Annotated in this window: 24 protein-coding genes; 13 read left to right on the forward strand and 11 right to left on the reverse strand. The window is 65.7% G+C overall.

The window, feature by feature from the left end; genetic code table 11:
* Nucleotides 1–4: 4 nt before the first annotated feature.
* The 4 genes from ACNA0R_RS18240 to ACNA0R_RS18255 all read right to left on the reverse strand — a co-directional run bounded on the left by ACNA0R_RS18240 (nt 5) and on the right by ACNA0R_RS18255 (nt 3,864).
* The gene (locus ACNA0R_RS18240; protein WP_415827457.1) at nt 5–823 is read right to left on the reverse strand and encodes a shikimate dehydrogenase family protein; all 819 of its coding nucleotides are present in this window, start codon (nt 821–823) and stop codon (nt 5–7) included.
* Nucleotides 820–2,424, reverse strand: coding sequence for an acyl CoA:acetate/3-ketoacid CoA transferase (locus tag ACNA0R_RS18245; RefSeq protein WP_415827458.1), 1,605 nt, complete (start codon nt 2,422–2,424; stop codon nt 820–822). The genes ACNA0R_RS18240 and ACNA0R_RS18245 overlap by 4 nt, the downstream gene beginning before the upstream one ends.
* Nucleotides 2,425–2,631: 207 nt before the next feature.
* Nucleotides 2,632–3,273, reverse strand: a complete 642-nt coding sequence (locus ACNA0R_RS18250; protein ID WP_415827459.1) for a TetR/AcrR family transcriptional regulator — start codon at nt 3,271–3,273, stop codon at nt 2,632–2,634.
* 102 nt (nt 3,274–3,375) lie between these two features.
* Nucleotides 3,376–3,864 carry a MaoC family dehydratase gene (locus ACNA0R_RS18255; RefSeq protein ID WP_415827460.1) on the reverse strand — a complete coding sequence of 163 codons (489 nt, stop codon included), beginning with the start codon at nt 3,862–3,864 and terminating at the stop codon, nt 3,376–3,378.
* A gap of 110 nt (nt 3,865–3,974) precedes the next feature.
* Here ACNA0R_RS18255 and ACNA0R_RS18260 point away from each other — a divergent pair, with 110 nt between their 5' ends.
* The 6 genes from ACNA0R_RS18260 (at nt 3,975) to ACNA0R_RS18285 (ending at nt 8,904) form a co-directional block, all read left to right on the forward strand.
* Entirely contained in the window at nt 3,975–5,036 is a 1,062-nt protein-coding gene (locus tag ACNA0R_RS18260) for an ABC transporter ATP-binding protein (RefSeq protein ID WP_415827461.1), read from the forward strand.
* A 141-nt stretch (nt 5,037–5,177) separates the two neighbouring features.
* Complete coding sequence (locus ACNA0R_RS18265; RefSeq protein ID WP_415827462.1) at nt 5,178–6,428, forward strand: ABC transporter substrate-binding protein; 1,251 nt, start codon at nt 5,178–5,180, stop codon at nt 6,426–6,428.
* Nucleotides 6,429–6,489: 61 nt separating this feature from the next.
* Nucleotides 6,490–7,377, forward strand: a complete 888-nt coding sequence (locus ACNA0R_RS18270; protein WP_415827463.1) for a carbohydrate ABC transporter permease — start codon at nt 6,490–6,492, stop codon at nt 7,375–7,377.
* Entirely contained in the window at nt 7,377–8,228 is an 852-nt protein-coding gene (locus tag ACNA0R_RS18275) for a carbohydrate ABC transporter permease (RefSeq protein ID WP_415827464.1), read from the forward strand. The genes ACNA0R_RS18270 and ACNA0R_RS18275 overlap by 1 nt, the downstream gene beginning before the upstream one ends.
* A 63-nt stretch (nt 8,229–8,291) precedes the next feature.
* On the forward strand, nt 8,292–8,444 hold the full coding sequence (locus ACNA0R_RS18280; protein ID WP_415827465.1) for a hypothetical protein: 153 nt from the start codon (nt 8,292–8,294) through the stop codon (nt 8,442–8,444).
* 4 nt (nt 8,445–8,448) lie between these two features.
* Nucleotides 8,449–8,904 (forward strand): YaiI/YqxD family protein, encoded by a 456-nt coding sequence (locus ACNA0R_RS18285; RefSeq protein WP_415827466.1) that lies wholly within the window; start codon nt 8,449–8,451, stop codon nt 8,902–8,904.
* Nucleotides 8,905–8,951: 47 nt separating this feature from the next.
* Here ACNA0R_RS18285 and ACNA0R_RS18290 read toward each other — a convergent pair whose 3' ends face one another.
* Nucleotides 8,952–9,626: a GntR family transcriptional regulator gene (locus tag ACNA0R_RS18290; RefSeq protein WP_415827467.1), complete on the reverse strand. Its 675-nt coding sequence runs from the start codon at nt 9,624–9,626 to the stop codon at nt 8,952–8,954.
* Nucleotides 9,627–9,732: 106 nt separating this feature from the next.
* Here ACNA0R_RS18290 and ACNA0R_RS18295 point away from each other — a divergent pair, with 106 nt between their 5' ends.
* The 7 genes from ACNA0R_RS18295 to ACNA0R_RS18325 all read left to right on the forward strand — a co-directional run bounded on the left by ACNA0R_RS18295 (nt 9,733) and on the right by ACNA0R_RS18325 (nt 15,867).
* Nucleotides 9,733–10,446, forward strand: a complete 714-nt coding sequence (locus ACNA0R_RS18295; RefSeq protein ID WP_415827468.1) for an HAD-IA family hydrolase — start codon at nt 9,733–9,735, stop codon at nt 10,444–10,446.
* 28 nt (nt 10,447–10,474) lie between these two features.
* Entirely contained in the window at nt 10,475–11,362 is an 888-nt protein-coding gene (locus ACNA0R_RS18300) for an amino acid ABC transporter substrate-binding protein (protein ID WP_415827469.1), read from the forward strand.
* A gap of 19 nt (nt 11,363–11,381) precedes the next feature.
* Nucleotides 11,382–12,092: an amino acid ABC transporter permease gene (locus ACNA0R_RS18305; RefSeq protein WP_415827470.1), complete on the forward strand. Its 711-nt coding sequence runs from the start codon at nt 11,382–11,384 to the stop codon at nt 12,090–12,092.
* 3 nt (nt 12,093–12,095) lie between these two features.
* On the forward strand, nt 12,096–12,758 hold the full coding sequence (locus ACNA0R_RS18310; RefSeq protein WP_415827471.1) for an amino acid ABC transporter permease: 663 nt from the start codon (nt 12,096–12,098) through the stop codon (nt 12,756–12,758).
* A 77-nt stretch (nt 12,759–12,835) separates the two neighbouring features.
* Complete coding sequence (locus ACNA0R_RS18315) at nt 12,836–13,564, forward strand: amino acid ABC transporter ATP-binding protein (RefSeq protein ID WP_415827570.1); 729 nt, start codon at nt 12,836–12,838, stop codon at nt 13,562–13,564.
* A gap of 12 nt (nt 13,565–13,576) precedes the next feature.
* Nucleotides 13,577–14,557 carry a threonine ammonia-lyase gene (locus tag ACNA0R_RS18320; protein ID WP_415827472.1) on the forward strand — a complete coding sequence of 327 codons (981 nt, stop codon included), beginning with the start codon at nt 13,577–13,579 and terminating at the stop codon, nt 14,555–14,557.
* Between the two features lie 68 nt (nt 14,558–14,625).
* Complete coding sequence (locus tag ACNA0R_RS18325) at nt 14,626–15,867, forward strand: pyridoxal phosphate-dependent aminotransferase (protein ID WP_415827473.1); 1,242 nt, start codon at nt 14,626–14,628, stop codon at nt 15,865–15,867.
* Between the two features lie 126 nt (nt 15,868–15,993).
* Here ACNA0R_RS18325 and ACNA0R_RS18330 read toward each other — a convergent pair whose 3' ends face one another.
* Genes ACNA0R_RS18330 through ACNA0R_RS18355 form a run of 6 tightly spaced genes read right to left on the reverse strand, consistent with a single transcriptional unit; the run spans nt 15,994 to nt 22,682 of the window.
* Nucleotides 15,994–16,812: an SRPBCC family protein gene (locus ACNA0R_RS18330; RefSeq protein ID WP_415827474.1), complete on the reverse strand. Its 819-nt coding sequence runs from the start codon at nt 16,810–16,812 to the stop codon at nt 15,994–15,996.
* 31 nt (nt 16,813–16,843) lie between these two features.
* Nucleotides 16,844–19,261 (reverse strand): xanthine dehydrogenase family protein molybdopterin-binding subunit, encoded by a 2,418-nt coding sequence (locus tag ACNA0R_RS18335; protein WP_415827475.1) that lies wholly within the window; start codon nt 19,259–19,261, stop codon nt 16,844–16,846.
* Entirely contained in the window at nt 19,245–19,772 is a 528-nt protein-coding gene (locus ACNA0R_RS18340) for a (2Fe-2S)-binding protein (RefSeq protein ID WP_415827476.1), read from the reverse strand. The genes ACNA0R_RS18335 and ACNA0R_RS18340 overlap by 17 nt, the downstream gene beginning before the upstream one ends.
* The gene (locus tag ACNA0R_RS18345; protein ID WP_415827477.1) at nt 19,769–20,659 is read right to left on the reverse strand and encodes an FAD binding domain-containing protein; all 891 of its coding nucleotides are present in this window, start codon (nt 20,657–20,659) and stop codon (nt 19,769–19,771) included. Before ACNA0R_RS18345 ends, ACNA0R_RS18340 begins: the two co-directional genes overlap by 4 nt.
* Nucleotides 20,660–20,668: 9 nt before the next feature.
* Nucleotides 20,669–21,664, reverse strand: coding sequence for an ABC transporter substrate-binding protein (locus ACNA0R_RS18350; protein ID WP_415827478.1), 996 nt, complete (start codon nt 21,662–21,664; stop codon nt 20,669–20,671).
* Between the two features lie 40 nt (nt 21,665–21,704).
* A complete protein-coding gene (locus tag ACNA0R_RS18355; protein ID WP_415827571.1) occupies nt 21,705–22,682 on the reverse strand; it encodes a tripartite tricarboxylate transporter substrate binding protein in 978 nt (325 codons plus the stop codon).
* Nucleotides 22,683–22,841 lie beyond the last annotated feature (159 nt).

A 22,841-nucleotide genomic window follows, 5' to 3' on the forward strand; every position in this document is an offset into this window, starting at 1 on the left:
GTGCCTATGGAGACGTGGGGAAAAAGAAATCCATCACGGCGTCGACCTGTCCTTCGAGCATGGCGGGGCCTTCGTGCGTGATGCAGCCAAGCCGGGCCGCGGCTTCGAGCAAAGGGGTGCGGACAGGCTTCAGGATGATGTCCGCGACTACCGTGCGCGCGGCGAGCCCGGAGATGTCGACCGGCAGCGGATCGCCCTGCTTCATGCCGACGGAGGTGCAGTTGACGACGACATCGAATCCCGCGGCCACCGGATCGCTGGCTTCGATATGCGCGCCGGGCACATGCGCGGCGACCGACCTGAGCAGCTCGTCGCGGCGATTCGCGTCGATATCGTATACGCCGATGCGCGCCGCGCGCTGGTCGGCGATGGCGTTCACGACCGCGCAGCCGGCGCCGCCGGCGCCAATTACCAGCACTTTCTTGCCGGCAAGTTCGATACCGCGCCCAGCCAAGCCGCGCACGAAGCCAATGCCGTCGAAGTTGTCGCCTAGCAGCCGGCCGTCAGGCAGCTTGCGTATCGTATTGACGGCGCCCAGGCGCGCGGCATTGCCGCCGAGCGTATCGATCATGCCCGCTACCTGGATTTTGTGCGGCACCGTCACGATAAGGCCGTCAAAGTTCTTCATCGCGCGGAAGATGGCGATCATGCCGCCGAGATCGGAAGGCGCCACGTGCATCGCCACCAGCACCGCATCGATGCCGCGCGCGCGGAACGCGGCATTGAACAGCCGCGGCGACCCGACCTGCGCGATCGGATCGCCGATGATGGCGTAGAGCCGTGTCGTGCCCGATAACGCCGGCGTGGCCTGCGCCGTGTTCACGCATGCACTCCGGCAAGCGCCGCGACGCGGGGATGATGGCGCGGGCCTTGCGCGGGCATCTCACCGGCAATGCCCATGGGATCGGCACGGAACAGGCGTTCGTCCATGGTGCGCAGATTCGCGGCGATGCGGGGCCGGAAGGCCATCTGGTCCAGGACGTCGCGCTGCAGATCGATACCCGGCGCGATCTCGATCAGTTCCAGGCCTTCCGCCGTGTTCTGGAAGACCGCGCGCTCGGTGACGAAGACGGTGATTTGGCCGCGTTGCAATGCATAGGGGCCGCTGTAGCTGGTCTGTTCCAACTCCGTCACGAACTTCGAATGCTTGCCCTCGGTCAGGATCTCCAGCTTGCCGTCGCCGGTCTGTATCTTCAGCCCGCCGGCGGTGAATGTGCCGCCGAAGACCATTTTCTTGGCGTTCTGGCTGATGTTGACGAAACCGCCGATGCCGATAACACGTCCCGCGAAGCGGCTGATGTTTACGCTGCCGCGGGCGTCCACTTCGACCGCGGAAAGGAAAGCGATGTCCAGGCCGCCACCGTCGTAGAAGTCGAACTGATAGGGTTGGTCGATCATCGCCCAATAGTTGCGGGCCGCGCCTGCGTCCAGGCCGTTGGCGGGCGCGCCGCCGGTCAGGCCTTGTTCGTTGGTCAGGATGATGCGATCCAGGAGTTTTTCTTCGGCGGCGACGATGCCGATGCCGGTGCAAATGCCGGAGCCGACATTGCACACCGCGCCGTCGCGCAGCTCCAGCGCACAACGGCGCGCGACGATTTTGCGTTCGTCCAGCGGCAACCGCGGAAAGGACCCCAGGGGGATGCGCATCTGTCCCGCGAATGCGGGGTCGAGGTCGGTCTGGTAGGTTTGCCACTGATTGGGCTCGACCACGACGGCGTCGACCAGCATCCCGGGAATCTTCACGGTCTTGCCGGGCAGCGCGCCGCGCTGGGCAAGGCGCTTGACCTGCACGATGACGACGCCGCCGCATCGCCGCGTGGCTTGCGCCATTGAGAGCATCTCGCCGAAGATGGCTTCGTCTTCCATCGAGATATTGCCGTCCTCGTCCGCGGTGGTACCGCGCAGGAACGCTACGTCGATGTGGAAGGGCTTGTAGAACAGCCACTCCCGGCCTTTGAAATCCACGAGCTCGACGAGATCTTCGTGGCACTTCGCGCTCTGCTTGCCGCCGCTGATCCGGGGGTCCACGAATGTGTGCAGGCCCACGTGCGTCATCAGCCCGGGCCGGCCGCCGGCGATTTCCCGCATCAATTGCGACAAGGCGCCTTGCGGCAGCGTGTAGGCCTCTATCTCGTTGCGCGCGGCCATGGCCGCGACGGACGGCGCATCGACCACGGTCCCGCAGACGATGCGTTTGAGCAGGCCCGGATGGCCGAAATGCGAGACGCCGCGCTGGTCGCGGTCGCCAAGGCCCACCGGGTGCAGCGACGTGATGCCGCGCGGCTGGGCGCTGGCAAGGAAGCGGCGCTCCACGGCTTCGATAAGCGACTCCGGGATGGCGTGGCCGGAGCCCGAACCGCCGATGAGTATGGTGTCGCCGTCGTGAACGAGCTGTGCGGCCTGGTCGGCGCTTATGACTTGCATGGTCTCCGTCCTGCGTGTAATCGATCGTGGCAAGCGTACCGCCAACTTACTGATACGTCAATAAGTCGACCGGCGCGGCGGTAGCGCCGCGGGCGTGGGACGGCGCCAGGACGGGTCGTGAGGGGAGAGGGCAGTCCGGGCGCGGAATGCCCAGGGTCATGCGCATGAGCCCGGACATGCCGGGCAGCCCGAAGGGCTTCGTGGGGGTCAGCCGCGCGCGGCCTTCGTGGGGGCCTTCTTTTTGGCGGCGGGATGCTTGCCCGCATAGGCGGACAACATGACGCGGGAAAATGCGTCGAAGAATAATTCCAGGCGGTCGAAGCCGCCGGTGCCCTGCGTAAAGACCGAGGAACTGTTGACAATATTGATCAGCAGGAATGCCAGGTCGTCGCGTGGCGTATCGGCCCGGAGTTCCCCGCTGTCCGATGCCTGCCGGACGGCGGACTGGATAGCCTCGTGTATAGAGTCGGTGAAGCGTTCCAGGTCGGCGCGGCCAGCGTCGCTGAGCACTTCGCTTTCCAGGCGCAGGCGGCCGATCAGGCTCCACGATTTGCCGCCATGGCCGGTGCGATTGAACCGCTTGTAGCGGGAATGGTTGTATTCCACTACGCGCCGCAGTTTCTCCGGCAGCGACAGGTTCTCGTCCAGCCAGATTTCGCGATGGCGCTCAATGGCGGAATCAACGTACTCTTTGACGAGTTCATCCACCAGGCTCTGCTTGTTGCCGAAGTGATAGTGAATGTTCGTCGTGGTGATATCGAGCTTGGTCGCGATGTCGCGAAAGCTCGTCCCGTTATAGCCGTTCGTAATGAGCAGGGCGGTGGCGACTTCCTTGATGCGATCGCGCATCAGCGGCTGCCCGGCTGCCGGTCCGCTCGCGGTCTTTTTTCTCGGCACTGTCGGCCTCTGGCGGAAAAACGTGGTTGTGATGAGCCGATATGCTACAGCAACTCAAGCGGATTCCATCATCAGTTGCGTTTCCCCCTCCTGCACAATTTCGCCTCGTTGGTTGAGTACTTTCATCTCCAGCGTCACGATGCCTCGGCCGGGTTTGCGGGTGGCGCGCTTGGCCTTGACGGACAGCTGTGCATGTATCCTGTCGCCGATAAGCAGGGGGGCGCGGAACGACCAGTTCCAGTTCAGCGTGGCGATGCCCTTCAGGCGCACCTTGCTGCGCGTTTTCAGTCCATCCGCCAAGGCCAGGCCCAGCAATCCATGGGCGATACGTCCGCTGAATCCTGCTTCGCGCGCGAACTCATCATCCATGTGCACATCGAACAGGTCGCCCGAAATGCCGGCGAACCCAACGACGTGCGCCTCCGTTACGGTGATGCCGGCAGTACGGTACTGGTCGCCCGGTTCCAGCGTGTCGTAGCCGTATTCGCCGGCGTCGAGCGTTCTTCCGGGCGGCTGGGAAGGAATAAGTTCATCATTGGGCATTGCGGTTTCTCCTCGTCTCGGTCTTATAATACATATTTATCGATAAGTAAGTATACTGGTCCGTGCAGCGGACCGGGCAAGTACAAGAAACGGTGGAACGGAGGTAGGCAATGGCATCGGTAAATATCGTCGATGTACGCAAGAGTTTCGGCGAGGCGCACATCCTTCGCGGGGTGTCCATCGACATCGAGGATGGTGAGTTCGTCATCCTCGTCGGTCCTTCGGGTTGCGGGAAGTCGACGCTATTGCGTACGCTGGCGGGCCTGGAGAAGGCCACCGGCGGCGACATCCGCATCGATGGCAAGGCGGTCAACGACCTGCCGCCGCAGGATCGCGACATCGCCATGGTCTTCCAGAATTACGCGCTCTATCCCCACATGACCGTCGCGGAGAATATGGGATTCTCGCTGAAGATGCGGCGCGCTCCCAAGGCACAGACGGACGAGGCCGTGCAGCGCGCGGCACGGATATTGGGCCTGGAGAAACTGCTGGACCGCTATCCCAGGCAATTGTCAGGAGGCCAACGGCAGCGCGTGGCGATGGGGCGCGCCCTGGTGCGCAATCCCCGGGTGTTCCTGTTCGACGAGCCGCTGTCGAACCTGGATGCGAAGCTGCGGGTGGCGATGCGGGCGGAGATCAAGGAGCTGCACCAGCGGCTGAAGACCACCACCGTCTACGTCACTCACGACCAGATCGAGGCGATGACCATGGCCAGCAAGATCGTCGTCATGAAGGATGGCCTGATCGAACAGACGGGCGCGCCGCTGCATCTGTACGACGAGCCGGCCAATATGTTCGTGGCCGGCTTTATCGGTTCGCCAGCCATGAACTTCCTGCCGGGTGTGGCGCGCGGTGGCGTGTTCGTAGCCGACTGCGGCCTGGCGCTGCCATTGGGCGACCGCCGGCTGGAGGAAGGAAGACGGGCCGTGTATGGGGTGCGGCCCGAACATTTCACCGTCGCCGACCAGGGCGTACCGGTCGAGGTCGTGGTTGTCGAACCCACCGGCCTGGAAACCCAGATCATGACGCACTGCGGCAAGCAGGAAATCGTCTGCCTGTTTCGGGATCGCCTGCTGCCCGAGCCGGGCAGCCAACTACGCATCCTGCCCGACGTGAGCAGGATCCATCTATTCGACGAAAAGAGCGGACGCCGGCTGCCGGCGGCCGGCTAATGTTCCCGCCCAAGAAAAATACTTAGTAGTAAGTAAGTTTCTGTATTGACTTTTCGATAAGTAAGTTTATTCTTCGCTCATGCAGGACGGGCTGGCGCGCGAGCCGGCACAGACCAATAACTTCCCAGCGAGGAGACAACAATGTTCAAGCATGGTATTTCCATCCGTGCGTGGTTGATAGGGACGGCGCTGGCCACGTCAGCGATGGTCTGCGGCGTGCAGGCGCATGCGCAGCAGACGCTCACCATTAACACGGACCGCAGCGGTACCGGCCAGAAGGCCGCTTTCAACAAAATCGTCGCGGATTTCGAGGCAGCCAATCCCGGCGTCAAGGTCAACGTCAACTACAGCGATGTCGAGTCCTACAAGACGTCGATCCGCAATTTCCTGGTAACCAGCCCGCCTGACCTCGCTTTCTGGTTCACGGGAGCACGCATGCGCGCCTTTACCAAGCGCAATCTGTTCGCGGACCTTACCGGCTTCTTCGCCGAGAATAAGCTGAACGAGCCGATGAAGCCGTTCCTGCCGGCGGTCAGCGATAACGGCAAGCTGTATATGATGCCGACCAACCTCACGACCTGGGGTTTCTTCTACAACAAGAAGGTGTTCGAAAGCGCCGGCATTACGCCTCCCAAGACGTGGGACGAACTGATGGCGGCCGCCGCGAAGTTGAAGGCGGCCGGCGTTACCCCGTTCACCATCGGCACCCGTGATCTCTGGGCCAACGACTTGTGGTTCGACTACCTGGACCTGCGCGTGAACGGCCTGGATTTCCACATGCGCCTGATGGACGGCAAGGAGAAGTACACGGACCCTCGGGTGAAGAAGGTCTTTACGATGTGGGGCGACGCGGTCAAGAAGGGCTACTTCCAGGAGAACGCCAGTTCGTATGGATGGCAGGAAGCCATTCCCTTTCTTGCGCAGGGCAAGGCGGGCATGTATCTGCTGGGTCCTTATGTGCTGACCTCGCTGCCCAAGGACGTGCATGGGAATATCGGTTTCTTCAAGTTCCCCGTCGTGGACCCGTCGGTGCCGAATTTCGAGGAGCTGTCCGTCAATGGAGTCGGCATTCCCGAAGGCGCGAAGAACAAGGAATTGGCGCAGCGCTTCCTGGCCTTCCTGGCCAAACCCGACAACATGCTCGCGTTCGCCAGGGCCGGCGCGGTCATCCCGGCGCGCACCGATGTGACGATTACGGACGATCCATTCGCCCAGTCGCAGATCGAGCTGGTAAAACAGGCCAAGGGTTCATCGCAATTCTATGATCGCGACACGGATCCGGAGATGGCGCAGATCGGTATGCGCGGGTTCCAGGAATTCCTGGCGAACCCGGACCGCGAGAATGCGATTCTGGACCGCCTGGAAAAGGCTCGCGAACGCATCTTCAAGTAATAGCCGTTTTGTAAGGCATGCAGCGCAACCCGCCGTCACGCGGGTTGCCACAGGGATAGCAATGAAAGAGTTCTGGGGCCGTAACCAGGCCTGGATAACGCCGCTACTGCTGCTGGCGCTGCCCGCGGGCCTGTTCCTGCTGGTCATCGTGTCGTCCATTGTGCAAAGCATCTGGCTGAGCCTGTTCGACTGGGACGGTACGGGACCCAAGACGTGGGTGGGCCTGGGAAACTACGTTGAGTTGTTCGGCGATCCGCAGTTCTGGGTGTCGCTGAAGAACAATGTCATCTGGCTGGTCTTGTTCCTGCTCGCGCCGGTCTTCGGCCTGGCGCTGGCGCTGTTCCTGAACCAGAAACTCCCCGAGATGCGGTTCGTGAAGTCCATGTTCTTCATTCCGCTAGTGCTGGCGCACGTGATCATCGGCGTGGTGTTTACCTGGTTCTACGATCCCACTTTCGGTTTGCTGGCGTTGGCGTTCAAGGCGCTGGGCCTGCAGCCGCTCGCGATCCTTTCCGACGAGCATTTCGTGACGCTGGGCATCATTGTCGCGGCGCTTTGGTCGCAGATCGCGTTTTGCCTGGTGTTGTTCCTGGCCGGTCTTTCACAGATCGACCACGAGCTGATTGCCGCGGCGAAGATGGATGGCGCGTCCGGATGGCGCCTGTTTCGCCACATCGTGCTGCCGCAACTGCATTCAGTGACGTTCGTCGCGGTCATCATTACGGTCATCATGTCGCTGCGCAATTTCGACATGATCGCGGTAATGACGCAGGGCGGCCCGTACGGCTCGTCCACGGTGCTGGCCTATCAGATGTACGACACGACGATCTTCAGTTTCCGCGCGGGCTACGGCGCGGCCATCGCTACCGTACTGTTCCTGATCATGAGCATCTACATCGCCTTGTTCCTCCGGTACACCTTGCGCAACGAAGCCCGGGAGCAGCGCTGATGTATCCGTCGCCCATTGCCGACCGCTCGCGCGGCCAGCGCTTGGCCTATCGCGTTGCGCTATACATTGCGCTGCTGGTTTGGATCCTGCCTTTGGTTGCCGTAATGATGACGGCGCTGCGCTCGCAGGGCGACCTGCTATCGGGTAACTACTGGGGCTGGCCCAGCCAGTTCTCGCTGGTGTCGAATTACCATGAGGTATTCGAGTCCTCACCGATGGGCACGTTCTTCGTGAACAGCCTGCTCGTGACCGGTATCACGGTCTTCCTGGTGCTGGTCTTGTCGACGCTGGCGGGGGTGGCCCTGGGCAAGTACCGCTTTCGCGGTAGAACCTGGCTGTTCGCCATGTTTATCGCCGGAAATTTCGTTCCGTACCAGATCCTGATGATTCCAGTGCGTAACCTGGTCGTGCATCTGGGGCTGTACGACAGCATCTGGGCATTGATTCTTTTCCATACCGCCTTCCAGACCGGTTTCGCCACCCTGTTCCTGCGCAACTTCATCGCCGCGCTGCCCGAGGAGTTGTTCGAGGCGGCACGCATCGAAGGGGTCAGCGAATTCCAGATCTTGCGGACGATCGTTATCCCACTGGTGCGGCCGGCGTTGGCGGGCGTCGCCGTCCTGGTGTTTACCTTTGTCTGGAACGACTATTTCTGGGCGCTGGTGCTGGTGCAGAGCGATGCGGCCAAGCCGTTGACGCTGGGCTTGGCGGGACTGAAAGGGGAATGGCTAACAGCCTGGAATCTGATATCGGCCGGCGCGCTGTTTGCCGCGCTGCCGCCTGTCGCCTTGTTCTTCTTCATGCAGAAGCACTTCGTGGCGGGGCTGACCGCGGGCGCGGTGCGGGGATAACCGGCCGCTGGCGCGTCCGGCGCGCTCTGTGCCGTGGGTCGCCGACTCGCCTAGAATGCCCGGATGGCGAAAAAAAACGATCTCGAGAGAAGCGGGGCCCTGGAGCGTATGGGCAAGCTCAAGGCTGCCGCGCTGCCCGGACGCTATGCCGGCGCCGCGCCGGCGCCGGAGCGCCGTGCGCGACGCGGTTCGCTTCCCGATGCGGCGAAGGGCTGACGCCATGCACATCTGGGTCGATGCCGATGCCTGCCCCGCCGTCATCAAGGAAATCCTGTACCGCGCGGCGCAGCGGTGGCAGCGCTCACTGACGCTGGTGGCCAATCAGATGCTGCGCACGCCGCCGTCGCCCTTGATCCGGGCGGTGCAGGTGCCGCGCGGCTTCGACGTGGCGGATGACTACATCGTGCGGCACTTGGGCGCCGGAGACCTGGTCATTACCGGCGATATTCCGCTGGCCGCCCAGGTATTGGAAAAACAGGCTTCGGTGCTCAGCCCGCGCGGCGAACGCTTTACGGTCGATACCATACGCGAGCGCTTGTCCATGCGGGACATGATGGAAGACCTTCGCAATGCGGGCGTGGACATTGGCGGACCGGCGGCGTTCAGCCAGGCCGATCGCCGCGCCTTCGGCAATGCGCTGGATCGCCTGATGCTTGCGGCCAAGCGGGACGCTTGAGGCGCAACAGATAAGCCGGGCGCAAGTGCCCGCATCGGTTGCCCCGGCTAGGCCGTGTCGGGCCGCAGGCTTTCGATCAGCTTGGCGCCGGTGGCCAGGATATGTTCGCGCAGCAGCGCACAGGCCGGTTCCACCGCGCCCTTGCGGCATAGCTCCAGCAATTGCCAGTGTTCTTCCTGGGACCTGCCCAGGTGGTCGGTGGCTTCCCAGGTGAAGCGCAGGTAGCGTTCGAAGCTCAGTCGCAGCGTTTCCACCATGGCCAAGGTGCGCGGGCGTGCCGCGGGCGCGTAAAGGGTGCGGTGAAACCGCGCGTTGAGCAGAATGGTCTGGTCGACGCTGCGGACATCGTCCAGCTCCTTCAAGATCTTTTCCGCCGCGTCGGTGACTTCAGGCGTCATGCGCGGGATGGCCCATGCCAGCGCCTGCGCTTCCAGGTGCCCGCGCAACTGAGTGATCTCGTCCGCCTCTTCCGCGCTCAGGGTGGCCACGCGCACACCGCGACGCGGCTCGGCCACCAGGAAGCCTTCCTGCACCAGATCCCGGAAAGCCTCGCGCGCGACCGTCTGGCTGACGCCGAAGCGTGTGGCCACGGCGTCCTGCATGAGGCGTTCGCCGGGCTGCAGCCTGCCATGCAGGATTTCCTCGCGCAAGGCGTCGAGCAATACGGCGGAGGTGCTGCGCGCCACCACGGCGTCGCGCAAGGTGATGTCTGTCGTGTTCATGGAACCGTCCCAATGCGGGGCAGTGTAGCAAAAACTCCCTATTGACGATTATCGATAAACGATTATAGTTAGGTCTGTGACGCAATCAGACCCCCTGGAACTGGCCATGACCCTGAGACTTTCCGACTTCGACGCCATCACCTTTGACGTATACGGCACCCTGATCGACTGGGAGCCGTCCATTACCGCCTTCCTGCGCGGCTGGGCGGAAGAAAACGACATCGACGCCGACGATGAGGCGCTCGTCATGGCGTTCGACCGCGCACGCGCCGAAATACAGAAGGAGCGGCCGGCGCACCTGTACCCGGAGGTGCTCAGCCGCTGCTTCGACCGCATCTGCGCGGAGTACGCCGTAGCGGCCAACCCGGACCGGCGGCGGCAGTTCGCCGCCAGCCCGCACACCTGGCCCGCCTATGCCGATAGCCATGACGGCCTGATGCGCCTGCAGCGATCCGCGCGGATAGGCGCGTTCAGCAACATCGACCAGGCTTCGTTGAACACTTCGTGCCAGCGGCTCGATTTCCGCTTCGACCTGGTGGTCACGGCCCAGCGCGTGGGCGCCTACAAGCCGGACTGGCCGCACTTCGATATCGGTATCGGCGATCTGGGCCGCCTGGGCATTCCGCGCGAGCGGATCCTGCATGTGGGCCAGAGCCTGCGCGCCGACATTACGCCCGCCAACAAGCTCGGCTTGCGCTGCGCCTGGGTCAACCGCCCCGGACGGCTGCTGGGCTTGTCCGGCGAAGGCGCCGCCGAGGCCCGCCCGGATCTCACCGTTTCCAGTCTGGCCGAGCTCGTCGCTGCCCTGACCACCGCGTAGGCCATCTTCCGATACAGGAGCTGCCGTAATGAAACTCGCCCCATCCCTGATGCGCACGCTGGCCGCCGGCGCCACCGTTCTGCTGCTGGCCGCCGCCGGCAATGTGGCGCGCGCCCAGAGCACCGATGCGGTTCTCGACCGGATCAAGTCCAAGGGCACGATGACCCTGGGATACCGGGAGGCCTCCATCCCGTTTTCTTATCTTGGAGAAGACCGCAAGCCCATGGGCTACGCGATCGACCTGTGCATGAAGGTGGTGGAGGCGGTGCGGCAACGCTTGCAGATGCCCGGGCTGAAGACCGAGTACCTCGCCGTGAATCCGCAGAACCGCATCGCGCTGGTGGCCAATGGCACGGTGGACCTGGAATGCGGGTCCACCGTGAACACCTTGGGCAGGCAGGCGCAGGTGGACTTCAGCGCGCCCCACTTCATCTCCACGACGCGGCTGCTGGTCAAGCGCGGCAGCGGCATCAAGGAAGTGGAAGACCTGCAGGGCAAGGTGGTGGCGTTGCCCATCAACACCACGCCGGAGCGCCTGATCAAGGGCATCATCGAAGCGGGCAAGCTCAATGTCCGGGTGGTGCCCGTGCGCGATAACGCCGAAGGCTTCCTGGCCTTGTCCACCGGGCGCGCGGATGCGTTCTCCACCGACGATATTCTGCTGTTCGGCTTGCGCAAGACGGCGCCCGACCCGGACGACTACGAAGTGGTGGGACGCGCGCTGTCGTTCGACCCGTACGGCTTGATGATGCAGAAGAACAGCACGGTGTTCCTCAGCCTGGTCAATGCGACGATCGCCCGCGGGGTGCGCTCGGGAGAACTGCGCAAATCGTATGACCAGTGGTTTGGTCCCCTGCAGGTTCCCCTCTCGCCCGATCTGGCGGCCGCCTTCAAGCTGGCGGCGCTGCCGGACTGACACGGATCCCGTACCCGCCATGAACTACGCCTGGAATTGGTCCGTGCTGGTGCAGCAGCCGTACCTCGGCTGGCTGCTGGAGGGACTCTGGACGACGGTCTGGATCTCGCTGGCCGCCTGGATCATCGCTTTGCTGGCGGGAAGCCTGCTGGGCGTGACCGGCTCCCTGCCGGGCCGCATCCGCCTGCTGACGCCGGCCTACGTGGCGGTGTTCCGCAACGTGCCGCTGCTGCTGCAACTCTTTCTGTGGTTCTTCGTGGTGCCGGAACTGCTGCCGCCGGCCGCGGGAAACTGGCTCAAGCGCGGGCTGCCGCATCCCGAATGGTGGACCGCCGTGGTCGGCATCGGCCTGTTCACCGCCGCCCGGGTGGCGGTACAGATACGGGCCGGTATCCGGGCGGTCGCGGCGGGGCAGCTGGCGGCGGCGCTCGCATCGGGCATGCGCCTGCGGCAGGCCTACCGGTTCGTGCTGCTGCCCCAGGCCCTGCGCCTGGTGCTGCCGCCGTTGACGTCGGAGTTCCTGACGGTCTTCAAGAACTCCGCGCTGGCACTCACTATCGGCGTCTTCGAGATGACGGCGCAGAGCCGGCAGATCGAGAACTACACCTTCAACGGATTCGAAGCGTTCACCGCCGCGACGGCTGTCTATTTGGCCATCGCGCTGACGGTCACCTTCTGCATGCGCGCGCTGGAGCGCAGGCTTGCCATCCCCGGCACTCGGAGCGTCTGAACCATGACGGGACATCTGGATTTTTCAGTGATCGCGGGAGCATGGCCATTCCTGCTCGAAGGCCTGCGCTTGAGCCTGCTGCTGACACTGGTCGCCATGCTGGGCGGGATCGTGCTGGGCCTGGCGCTGGCGCTCGCCCGGCTGTCCGGCCGGCCTTGGCTGGCAGGCGCGGCGGCGGCCTATGTCAACGGTTTCCGTGCCGTGCCCCTGGTGCTGGTGATCTTCTGGTTCTACTTCCTGGTGCCGATGGCGCTGGGGCAATCGGTAGGGGCCCTGCCATCGGCGCTGATCGCGTTCACGCTGTTCGAAGCCGCGTATTACTCGGAAATCATCCGCGCGGGCCTGCAGGCGGTGCCGCGCGGCCAATGGCAAGCCGCCGCGGCGTCCGGCCTGCGTCCGGCCGAAACCTTGCGCTTCGTCGTGCTCCCACAGGCGCTGCGCCACATGTTGCCGCTGCTGATCACGCAGGCGGTCATCCTGTTCCAGGACACCTCGCTGGTGTACGTCATCTCCCTGCGGGACTTCATGACGTCCTCCGGCATCGTGGCCAACCGCGCCAATCGCCTGGTCGAGGTCTACGTGTTCGCGGCGGCCGTCTATTTCGCGATCTGCGTGTCCACGTCCGCCGCCGCGCACTATCTGGAGAAGCAATGGAGACGAGCATGAGCACCCTGGACATCGAACTCGCCGACGGCACGTGTGCGGCGGCCATGATCGATCGCGCGGGCGCCGGCCAGGGGCCGATGGTGGAAGTGCGCGGCCTGCACAAGGCCTATGGCGCCACGGCGATCCTCAAGGGGTGCGACATGACCATCCGCCGCGGCGAGGTGGCCGTGGTCTGCGGCCCGTCGGGATCGGGCAAGAGCACTTTGATCAAATGCATGAACGGCCTGGAAGCCTTCCAGCAGGGCAGCCTGGTGGTCGACGGCGTGGAGCTGGCGGGCAACCGGGCCGATACGGTTGCGCTGCGCGCCCGGGTCGGCATGGTGTTCCAGCATTTCGAGCTATATCCCCACCTGACCGTGATGCAGAACCTTTGCCTGGCGCCCGTGCGCGTGCTGGGACGGCGCCGCGAGGACGCGGAGGAACGCGCGCGCACATTGCTGCGCCGGGTCGGCCTGCCGGGCAAGGCGGATGCCTATCCCGCGCAGCTGTCCGGCGGCCAGCAGCAACGGGTGGCCATCGCCCGCGCCCTGGCCATGGATCCGGTCCTGATGCTGTTCGATGAACCGACGTCCGCGCTCGACCCCGAAATGATAGGCGAGGTCCTGGGCGTGATGCAGGAGCTGGCCCAGGACGGCATGACGATGGTGGTCGTGACGCACGAAATGGGCTTCGCGCGCCGCGCCGCCACGCACATGGTCTTCATGGACGATGGGCGTGTCGTGGAGGACACCTCCACCGCTGAATTCTTCGACGCTCCGCGTTCCAACCGTGCGCGCGACTTCCTGTCGCGCCTGCTCTCGCACTGAAAGGCAAGAACCATGGACCTGCGAACACCCTCGATGGCCGATGTGCGGGACGCGCAACAGCGCCTGGCCGGCATCGCCGTGCGTACGCCCCTGTTGCGCGCGGATGCACTGGACCGGCGCCTGGGCCTGCGGCTGTACGTGAAGGCGGAGAACCTGCAGCATTCCGGCGCCTTCAAGTTTCGCGGCGCCTACAACTGCCTGTCGCGGCTGACGCCGGCCGAGCATCCCGGCGGCGTTGTCGCGTACTCCACCGGCAACCACGGGCAGGCAATCGCCACCGTCGCCCGCATGCTGGGCTTGAAGGCCACCATCGTGATGCCGGCCGACGCGCCGCGCGTCAAGATCGCCAAGGCGGAACGCCAGGGCGCCGAAGTCGTGACGTACGACCGCGCGACGCAGCGCCGCGAGGACATCGCCGCGCGCATTTCGCGCGAGCGCGGCGCCCTGATCGTGCCGCCGGGCGATCATCCCGACGTGATCGCCGGCCAGGGCACGGCCGCGCTGGAAGCCTTGCAGGATCTGCCCGGCGGTGTGACGGCCGACGTGCTGGCCGTGCCATGCGGCGGCGGCGGCCTGGCCGCGGGGACCTGCCTGGCGGTGGACGCGCACGGCACGCCGACCGCCGTGTGGGCGGCGGAGCCCGAGGCTTTCGACGACACGCGGCGGTCGCTGGCGGCGGGACAGCGGATGATCAATCCGGCGCTGACGGGCTCCATCTGCGATGCGCTGCTCGCGCCCACGCCGGCCGAGCTGCCGTTTTCCATCAACCGGCAAAAGCTGGCCGGCGTGCTCACGGCACCGGACGAGTGCGTACGGCAGGCCATGGGCCTGCTGTTCGACGAGCTGCGCATCGTCGCGGAGCCGGGCGGCGCGATGGCGGTCGCCGGCCTGCTCCAGGATCCCCGCCGCTTCGCAGGCCGCACGGTGGTCGCCATCGTGTCCGGCGGCAATATCGACAGGCCGGCCTTCGTCGACGCCTTGCAGGCTGCGTAGCGCGTGCGGGACCGCGCGCGATGGCACAGGGCCGTTTCATCCAATCCAGCAGTTCCGAGGGAGTAAGCATGCAGGCAACCATGACGCGCATCGAAGAGAAGTTCCAGGGCCTGGGCGTGGATAGCGCGCCCGGCCAGGAAGTACGCCAACACGACGATGCATTGGCCGGCCTGGCGATAGGCGAAGCGCTGGAAGGTCCGGCCGTGGATTTTTCGCACGGCGACGTAGGCGCCGATGCCTTCCCGCCCACGCCGGGCGCGCTCGGGCTGTTCGTCGATGGCTATGAGCGGGGAGGCGCCCAGGCCTACACGGAATACCGCGGCGACGGGGCGATACGCGAGCTGGTGGCCGAACGCCTGGCCCGTTTTACGGGCGCGGCCGTGTCCGCGGGCGATGCGATGATCCTGACGCCTGGCACGCAGAGCGCGCTGTTCCTGGCCGTGCTGTCCACGGTCACGGCCGGCGACCAGGTCGCCATCGTGCAGCCGGATTACTTCGCCAATCGCAAGCTGGTGGAGTTCGCCGGCGCGCGGGCGGTCCCGGTGCGCCTGGGCGAGATGACGGAAGGGCCAGGGGCCGGCATCGATCTCGGGCAATTGGAAGATGCCTTCCGCGCCGGGGCCAGGACCTTTCTGTTCTCCAATCCCAACAATCCCGTGGGCGCGGTCTACTCGCCCGAAGAAATCGCGGCCATCGCGCGCCTGGCGGAGACCTACGGCGTGACGGTCATCGTCGACCAGCTCTATGCGCGGCTGCGCTACGCGGGCACCCGGTACACGCATCTGCGGGCCCAGGATATCGATCCGTCCCGCGTGCTGACCATCATGGGGCCGTCCAAGACCGAATCGCTGAGCGGCTTCCGGCTGGGCTTGGGCTTCGGAGCGCCCGCCATCGTCGCGCGCATGGAGAAACTGCAGGCGATCGTGTCCTTGCGCGCGCCGGGCTATTGCCAGGCGGTACTCCGTACGTGGTTTGCCGAACCGGAGAACTGGCTGGCCGATCGCATCGCGGCCCACCAGGCCATACGCGACGATCTGCTCGGCGTATTCCGGGGCGTGGATGGAGTGCGGGTGCGCACGCCCGATGCGGGCAGCTACCTGTTTCCCGAGCTGCCGCTGCTGACGGTGCCCCATGCCGGCTTCGTCCGCCTGCTGCGCGCGCAAGCGGGCGTGACGGTCACCCCGGGCACGGAGTTCAGTCCGCATGCGGGCGCGCGCATACGCCTGAACTTCTCGCAAAACCATGAGCGTGCCGTCCGGGGCGCATCGAGGATCGCGGCCATGGTAGAGCGGTACCGGCAGGGCGCCTGAACGCGCGCGGGGCGCCTGCCTCATCGTCGCTATACGCGCATCGCATCCCGTACCGGCACGCGCGCGGCCGCGCGGGTTCCGAAGATGAGCCAGATCCAGCCGACCCGGCCGGAAGGCAGGGGCGTGCTATGACCGGCGCCCCAGGAGACCGGCTACGCCGTAGCGGATGCGCGCCCACATCGCTTTGAGCCCGATACTCAGCATGTTGAGTTCTCCGGCGGGCGGCGCGCTTGCCGCCTTGCCGTGCCGTGCCTGCACCATGCGCGACTGGGCCAATGCCAGGACGGCCTGGGCCTGGCTCAGTACCGCCTGGGCCTGCAGCAGCACCGTCTGGGCGTTTACCGTTCCGGTGTCGAATGGAGCCGGCGCCGCGGGAGCCTGGCCCGGGGCCATGCCTGGCAATGCCCCGCCGCGCGCGTCCGCGGTCGGACCGGTATCCGTGCCCAGGCCCGCGGCCGGCGCTTCGCCCATCTCTAAGCCTGTGCCGGCGCCCGGCGCGGCCAGTGACTGCGCCAGGTTCCGTTCGAACTGGGCCAGGATCTGCGACGCGACCTCGGCGATCATGCCGCTGCCGCGCCCGTACTGGGCGACCGAGCCGGACAGCGCCAGCTGGGTAGTCACGGTGACCTGGGTGCCGCCGGCCGCCGGCGCCAGCGCGAAACTGAATTCGGAACGGGCCGAGCCGCGGCCCTTGGGATCGACGCCCGACCCTTCCAGCCAGGCGATGTGTTTTTCATCGTCCTGGCGCACCAGCTCGGCCTGTCCGTCGAAGGAAAGCCGGATGGGGCCCAGCTTGACCGACACCGAGCCTTTGTACCGATTGCCGCCCTCGACTTCGGTCAGCCGCGCGCCCGGCAGGCAGGGCAGGATGCGCGGCACGTCCAGCATCAACCGCCAGGCATCCTCCAGCGGCAGCGGCACGTGGAAGGTATTGGTGAACTCCATGGCTGTTCCTGAAATGGTATGAAAGCTGCACCTAGGCGCGGCCGCTATCCGGCGCGATGTTGTCCGGGCCGGCGGCCGCGTCCAGGCGCTCCAGCAGGCGCATCGGCGTCAGCGGGAATTCGGATAACCGCACCCCGTGATCGGCCAGCGCGTGTTCAATCGCGCCGATAACGGCGGCGGCGACGGGGATGGTGGCGCACTCGCCCACGCCCTTTACGCCCAGCGGATTGAGCGGCGTGATGGAGGGCTGGAATATCACTTCCACGTCCGGCACTTCGGGCGCCGTCGGCAGCAGGTATTCCGCGAAAGTGGTGCTCAGCGGCTGCGCGCCATCGTCGTATCCCATCCATTCGAACAAGGCATTGCCGATGCCATGCACCACCCCGCCATGCACCTGGCCGGCGGCGAGGACCGGATTGATGATGCGTCCGCTGTCGTGCACGGCGACGTAGCGCACGATGGACGCGGCGCCGGTCAGCGCATCGACTTCGACCTCGCAGGCGTGCGACGCGCCTGCGTATGCCTGCGCATCGCAATGGAAGTGGACGGTCTCGTCCAGTCCCGGGTCGCCCGGTACGGGCAACGCATAGCCCGGCACGCCTTTGAGCAGCATCGCCAGCCTGGCCAGGGCGATGGACGGCCCCGCGCCCGATCGGGACACCACTTCGCCGTGGGCCAAGGTCAATTCATCCGGCAGGGTATCGAGCATGACGGCCGCCGCGTCCAGGATCCGGCGGCGCAGCCGGCTGGACGCCTGGTCCACCGCGGAGCCCGCCATAATCGCCTGGCGGCTGGCGAAGCCGCCCATCCCATAGCCTATGAAGGCGGTATCGCCGGCAATGACCTGCACCGCCTCCGGCGCGACGCCGAGATGGCCGGCGCAGATCTGCGCCAGCGTGGTCTTGATCCCTTGCCCCATGGCCAGCGCACCGGTGTACACGGAGATCTGCCCGGAAGGCTGCACCCTGACGCGCGCCGATTCGAAAGGACCGCGCCCGGTCGGCTTGACGCTGTTGGCGACCGCGATCCCGCGATACAGGCCCCGCGCGCGCGAGTCCTGCCTGCGGGCGTCGAAGCCGTCATAGTCGATGGCCTGCAGCGCGCGCGCCTGCAGCGCCGGAAAATCGCCGCTGTCTATGGTCAGGGGTACGCCGGCGCGCGACTTCAGCGGCTTGGTGTAGGGAATCTTCGCGGCGGGGATCAGGTTGCGGCGGCGGCATTCCGCCCTGTCGATGCCCAGCGCGGTGCTCACGCGGTCCAGCAGCCGCTCCATGACGAAGGCGGCCTGCGGATAGCCGGCGCCGCGCACGGTGGCTACCGGCACTTTGTTGGTATAGGCAACGGCGACATCCAGCCGATAGGCGGGCACGATATACGGCCCGGTCATCGAGGAGGCCGAGTTGTACGGCACGTTGGTCCCCTGCGGCGTGTACGCGCCATGATCGTGCACCATGCGTCCGCGCAGGCCCAGCAGGCATCCCCGTTCGTCCACGGCCACCGCCATCGACCAGTACTGGTCGCGCTCCTGGATCGCGCTGACGAAGTGCTCACGCCTGTCCTCCACCCACTTGACCGCGCGGCCCAGCTTGCGCGCGGCCGCCGGCACGGCGACTTCTTCCGGGTAGATCATGAACTTGACCCCGAAGCCGCCCCCGACATCAGGGGTTACGACGCGCAGCAGCTCTTCCGGATGGCCGAGCATCAGCGCGATCGTGTAGTGCAGTTCGTGCGCCATCTGGGTGGACGACCACACCGTCAGCTCGCCGGATGCCGGGTCGGGCCGCGCCAGCACGCCGCGCCCTTCCATGGGGTGGCCGCAGCCGCGGTGTACGTGGAATTCTTCCTGGAGCACCATGTGCGCGTTGGCGAAAACGGCATCGCAATCGCCGTACGACAGCGTGTATTCCTGCAACGCGTTGGAAGCCAGTCCCAGGCGCACGGGCGGGGCCGTGGGTTCCAGGGCCGCACGGCAATCCGCCACGGCGGGCAGCACTTCATAGTCCACCGCCACCGCCGCGGCGGCGTCTTCCGCCGCATGGCGTGACGACGCCACCACGATGGCGATGGCCTCGCCCACGAAGGCGACTTCGCGTGTCGCCAGCACGAAAGGCGTCGTATCGGCGGGCAGGTTGGCAAGCGGAAAGCCCAGCGGCATGCGCCATTCGGTGATTTCGCCGTACAGGTCCCGCGCCGCGTACACCGCCACCACGCCCGGCATGGCGCGCGCCGCCGCGGCGTCGATGGCGCGGATGCGCGCATGCGCATGCGGACTGCGCACGAAGCAGGCGTGCAGCAGCGGGTCGACCTGCAGATCGTCCAGGAAGCGCGCGGTGCCGGTCAGCAGGGCCTGGTCTTCGATGCGGCGGGCGGATAGTCCGACGCCGGGATTCGCCAGGGGCGCCGCGTCCGGCGCCAGCTCGGGATAAGCGGGTTCAAGCGATGTGTCCATGTAGCCGCTCTTCGCGCAGCCGCCGCGTCGCTTCGAGCGCGGCGGCCACAATGTTCTGGTAGCCGGTGCAACGGCACAAATGACCCGACAGCACATCGCGCACGGTGGCTTCGTCAGGGTCCGGGTTGTCGCGCAGCAGTTCGGCCAGCGACATCAGGATGCCGGGCGTGCAATAGCCGCACTGCAGCGCGTGCAGATCGTGGAAGGCGGCCTGCAGCACATGCGGCACGCCGTCGCCCGCCAGCCCTTCGATGGTCTCGACGCGGCAGCCTTCGGCCTGCACCGCCAGCATCAGGCAGGCGCGGGCGGTATGGCCGTCGACCAGCACGGTACAGGCGCCGCACACCCCGTGCTCGCAGCCGACGTGCGTGCCGGTGAGCTTCAGCTCGCCGCGCAGGAAGTCGGCGAGATGGACCCGGGGCTCCGCCGCGCCCTGGCGCGGCTGGCCGTTGACCGTCAGCCGGATCGGCAGCGCCTCGCGGGCGCCACGGGCGGCATCGTCCTGGTTCATGATGATGGGGTCTCCTCGTACGCGCCGGCCCGCGCCACGGCCTGCTCCAGCGCCCGCCGCGACAGCACCGCGGCCAGCCTGCGGCGATACCAGGCCGGCACATAGCTGTCGGCCACGGCGTCGACCTGCCCGCACGCCGCGGCGGCGAGCGCCAGCGCTTCATCGTCCGGCGCGCGGCCCAGCAGCGCCGTTTCCGCTTCGCGCATGCGCAAGGGCGCCATCGCCACGCCGCCCAGCGTCAGCGACACGCGCTCGACCAGGCCGTGCCTGTCGAGCAGTATCAAGGCCGCGCACGACACAATGGCGAAATCGCCGTGGCGCCGCGCGAATTCGACGAAAGCGTATCCATGGCGCCCGGGCCAGGCGGGTACGCGCACGGCCGTCACCATTTCGTCGGGCTCCATGGCGGGCGTCATATAGGCCGCCGGAAAGTCCGCCATGGCGATTTCGCGCGCGCCGCGCCGGCTGCGCACCTCGACGCGCGCGTCCATGGCCATGGCCACGGTCGGTATCTCCGCCGAAGGGTCCAACTGGCAGAGACTTCCCCCGACGGTGCCCCGGTTGCGCGTCTGCCGGTGTCCCACGTGCAGCACGGCCTCGCGCCACAAGGGCAGGCGCTCGGCCACCAGCGGTGAAAACTCCACATCCCGCTGGCGGGTCATCGCGCCGAACTCGACCGTTCCGCCATCCCCGCTGGCGCGGATATACGCCAGCCCGGGGATGCGGTTGATGTCGATCAGGCAGTCCGGAAAGGCGAAACGCATATTCAGCATGGCGACCAGCGATTGGCCGCCCGCCAGGATGCGCCCGTTCTCCGTCTCGCACAGCAGGGCCAGGGCCTCGTCCACCGAACGGGGCGCCAGGTAACGCAGGGCCGGGGCTTTCATCGGCGCGCGTCAGATCTTGGACAGGTCCAGCGCGGATGCGGCGAACAGTTCTTCCGGCGCGACCTTGCGCTTGGAAAGGCCCTGTTCGTAGTGGTAGCGCGCGAAGGTCTCGATCGTGTGGCGATTGGCCTCCAGACCGTAGGGCCAGAAGTCCTCGCCCATGATGGAACGCGCCTCGTTGTAGTGATGCACCATCCACGGCAAGGTCACCGCCAGATGGCAGATCTCGTTCAGTTCCTTGACCGCCAGCGCCTTGGCCTTCAGGAAAGCCTTGTACACGCTGACGGGCAGCCAGGGGTTTTCTTCGACCAGCGATCTGCGGATGCCCACCATGTGCATGATGGGGAAGATGCCGGTGCGCCGGTAGTAGTCTTTCTCGGCCTCGATGTAGTCGCCGAACAGGCGGCCGACGTTGGCCGCGCCGCGCAGGAAGCAGGACGGCGCCCGCGCGCCGATGTAGCCGTCGATTTCGCCGGCCTCCAGCATGCCGGACAAGGTCTTGTCGTCCGGGATCTGCTGCAGGTCGATGTCCTTGCCCAAGTCGATGGGCGCGCGCTCCCCGCGGCCCGGCTCCTCGATGCCGCCGCGCCGCCATTTGATGTCGGACGGCTTGACGCCATACTCGTCTTCCAGGATGCCGCGTATCCACACATTGGCGGTGATCTGGTATTCCGGCACGCCGATGGTTTTGCCGCGCAGGTCCTGCGGCGTCTTGATGCCACGGTCCGTGCGGACGTAGATGCCGGACTGTCGAAAGACACGCGAGATGAAGGCCGGCACCGCGATATAGGCGTTGTCGCCGCGCGCCGTGGTCATCATATGGCTGCTCATGGAGATTTCGGTGACGTCGAACTCCTGGTAACGGAAGGCGCGGTGGAAGGCTTCTTCCGGCTCGATCGGCACCGCCGCGACATCGCAGCCTTCGATGGGCGCGCGGCCATCGAACAACGCCGCGGTCCGATCGTATGCGCCGCAGGCCAGACTGATCTTCAATTTATTGCTCATCGTGATGCTCCTGTTGTTCCCTTGCCTTGACCGCGCCGCGCTAATCCGCCGACAGGCCGATCTTCTGCGCCAGCGCCGTGAACTTGTCGATATCGCTATTCACCATCTTCTGGAAAACCGCCGGCCCGTCGGAGGCGGTGTCGTAACCCAGGTCTGCAAGCTTCTGCTCCACGTCGGGGCGCCGCATGATTCTGGCCACGGCCTCATAGAGCTTCTGCTTGATATCGGCGGGCGTGCCGGCCGGCGCCAGCAGGCCGTGCCATTGCGTCAGTTCATAGCCGGGGTAGCCCTGTTCGGCCACCGTCGGCACATCGGGCATCAGCTTGGAGCGCTCCCTGGACGTGACCGCCAGGGCGCGCAGCTTGCCGGCCTTGATGAAGGGCAGCGCGCTGGACGCCGTGATCACCGCCAGGCCGATCTGGCCGCCCACCACATCGTTCAGCGCCGGACCGCAGCCCTTGTACGGCACATGCACCATGTTGACCTTGGCCTGCAGCTTGAACAGCTCGCCCGCCAGATGCTGCGGCGTGCCGTTGCCGCACGAGCCGAAAGAGACATCGTTGGCTTTCGCCGCGGCCGCCGTGACGTCGGCCAGGCTCTTGTAGGGCGAACCGGGCGGCACCACCAGCACCGAGGGCACGTAGGCGATATTGATGATGGCGTCGAAGTCCTTCTTGGGATCGAAGGGCAGGGTCTTGAAAACACCGGGATTCACGGCGAAGGAACTGTTGACCATCAGCAGCGAATAGCCGTCCGGCGCCCGTTCCTTCACGACGCGCGCGCCGACGTTGCCGCTCGCGCCGGGACGGTTCTCGACGATGGCGGTCTTGCCTATTGCTTCCGGCATGTAGTTGCCGATGAGCCTGGCCAGCATGTCCGTGCCGCCGCCTGGCGGGAACGTGACGATGATGTCGAAGGGCTTGCTCGGGAAGGCGGCGACGTCCTCGGCGGCCGGGGCCGTTCCGGCCGTTGAAAGTAGGGCCGCCGCGGCGGCTCCTGTGATCAGTTTGCGCAGCATCATGACGATTTACCCCTTGTTTATCGGCGTTCATGGACGCCGAGTGCGTGGCCAATTAGTCAGCCTACTGAGTTTTTTGCTCATAGTACTGATTATTTTGACGACCACATCTAGGGAAAATACTTAGCGGCGGAGCACGCCGCCGCTTGCCGCTGGCAG

This window comes from Bordetella sputigena, assembly GCF_965137885.1.
GTDB classification, from domain to species: domain Bacteria; phylum Pseudomonadota; class Gammaproteobacteria; order Burkholderiales; family Burkholderiaceae_B; genus Bordetella_C; species Bordetella_C sputigena.

Bases quoted from the DNA above. Each gene is read 5' to 3' on its own strand.
- ACNA0R_RS18350 (WP_415827478.1), bottom strand. From the start codon at position 21,664: ATGAGCAATAAATTGAAGATCAGTCTGGCCTGCGGCGCATACGATCGG.
- ACNA0R_RS18335 (WP_415827475.1), bottom strand. From the start codon at position 19,261: ATGGACACATCGCTTGAACCCGCTTATCCCGAGCTGGCGCCGGACGCG.
- ACNA0R_RS18320 (WP_415827472.1), top strand. From the start codon at position 13,577: ATGGACCTGCGAACACCCTCGATGGCCGATGTGCGGGACGCGCAACAG.
- ACNA0R_RS18310 (WP_415827471.1), top strand. From the start codon at position 12,096: ATGACGGGACATCTGGATTTTTCAGTGATCGCGGGAGCATGGCCATTC.
- ACNA0R_RS18275 (WP_415827464.1), top strand. From the start codon at position 7,377: ATGTATCCGTCGCCCATTGCCGACCGCTCGCGCGGCCAGCGCTTGGCC.
- ACNA0R_RS18295 (WP_415827468.1), top strand. From the start codon at position 9,733: ATGACCCTGAGACTTTCCGACTTCGACGCCATCACCTTTGACGTATAC.
- ACNA0R_RS18315 (WP_415827570.1), top strand. From the start codon at position 12,836: ATGGTGGAAGTGCGCGGCCTGCACAAGGCCTATGGCGCCACGGCGATC.
- ACNA0R_RS18260 (WP_415827461.1), top strand. From the start codon at position 3,975: ATGGCATCGGTAAATATCGTCGATGTACGCAAGAGTTTCGGCGAGGCG.
- ACNA0R_RS18340 (WP_415827476.1), bottom strand. From the start codon at position 19,772: ATGAACCAGGACGATGCCGCCCGTGGCGCCCGCGAGGCGCTGCCGATC.
- ACNA0R_RS18250 (WP_415827459.1), bottom strand. From the start codon at position 3,273: ATGCGCGATCGCATCAAGGAAGTCGCCACCGCCCTGCTCATTACGAAC.
- ACNA0R_RS18245 (WP_415827458.1), bottom strand. From the start codon at position 2,424: ATGCAAGTCATAAGCGCCGACCAGGCCGCACAGCTCGTTCACGACGGC.
- ACNA0R_RS18255 (WP_415827460.1), bottom strand. From the start codon at position 3,864: ATGCCCAATGATGAACTTATTCCTTCCCAGCCGCCCGGAAGAACGCTC.
- ACNA0R_RS18325 (WP_415827473.1), top strand. From the start codon at position 14,626: ATGCAGGCAACCATGACGCGCATCGAAGAGAAGTTCCAGGGCCTGGGC.
- ACNA0R_RS18355 (WP_415827571.1), bottom strand. From the start codon at position 22,682: ATGCTGCGCAAACTGATCACAGGAGCCGCCGCGGCGGCCCTACTTTCA.
- ACNA0R_RS18300 (WP_415827469.1), top strand. From the start codon at position 10,475: ATGAAACTCGCCCCATCCCTGATGCGCACGCTGGCCGCCGGCGCCACC.
- ACNA0R_RS18270 (WP_415827463.1), top strand. From the start codon at position 6,490: ATGAAAGAGTTCTGGGGCCGTAACCAGGCCTGGATAACGCCGCTACTG.
- ACNA0R_RS18305 (WP_415827470.1), top strand. From the start codon at position 11,382: ATGAACTACGCCTGGAATTGGTCCGTGCTGGTGCAGCAGCCGTACCTC.
- ACNA0R_RS18290 (WP_415827467.1), bottom strand. From the start codon at position 9,626: ATGAACACGACAGACATCACCTTGCGCGACGCCGTGGTGGCGCGCAGC.
- ACNA0R_RS18345 (WP_415827477.1), bottom strand. From the start codon at position 20,659: ATGAAAGCCCCGGCCCTGCGTTACCTGGCGCCCCGTTCGGTGGACGAG.
- ACNA0R_RS18265 (WP_415827462.1), top strand. From the start codon at position 5,178: ATGTTCAAGCATGGTATTTCCATCCGTGCGTGGTTGATAGGGACGGCG.
- ACNA0R_RS18285 (WP_415827466.1), top strand. From the start codon at position 8,449: ATGCACATCTGGGTCGATGCCGATGCCTGCCCCGCCGTCATCAAGGAA.
- ACNA0R_RS18330 (WP_415827474.1), bottom strand. From the start codon at position 16,812: ATGGAGTTCACCAATACCTTCCACGTGCCGCTGCCGCTGGAGGATGCC.
- ACNA0R_RS18280 (WP_415827465.1), top strand. From the start codon at position 8,292: ATGGCGAAAAAAAACGATCTCGAGAGAAGCGGGGCCCTGGAGCGTATG.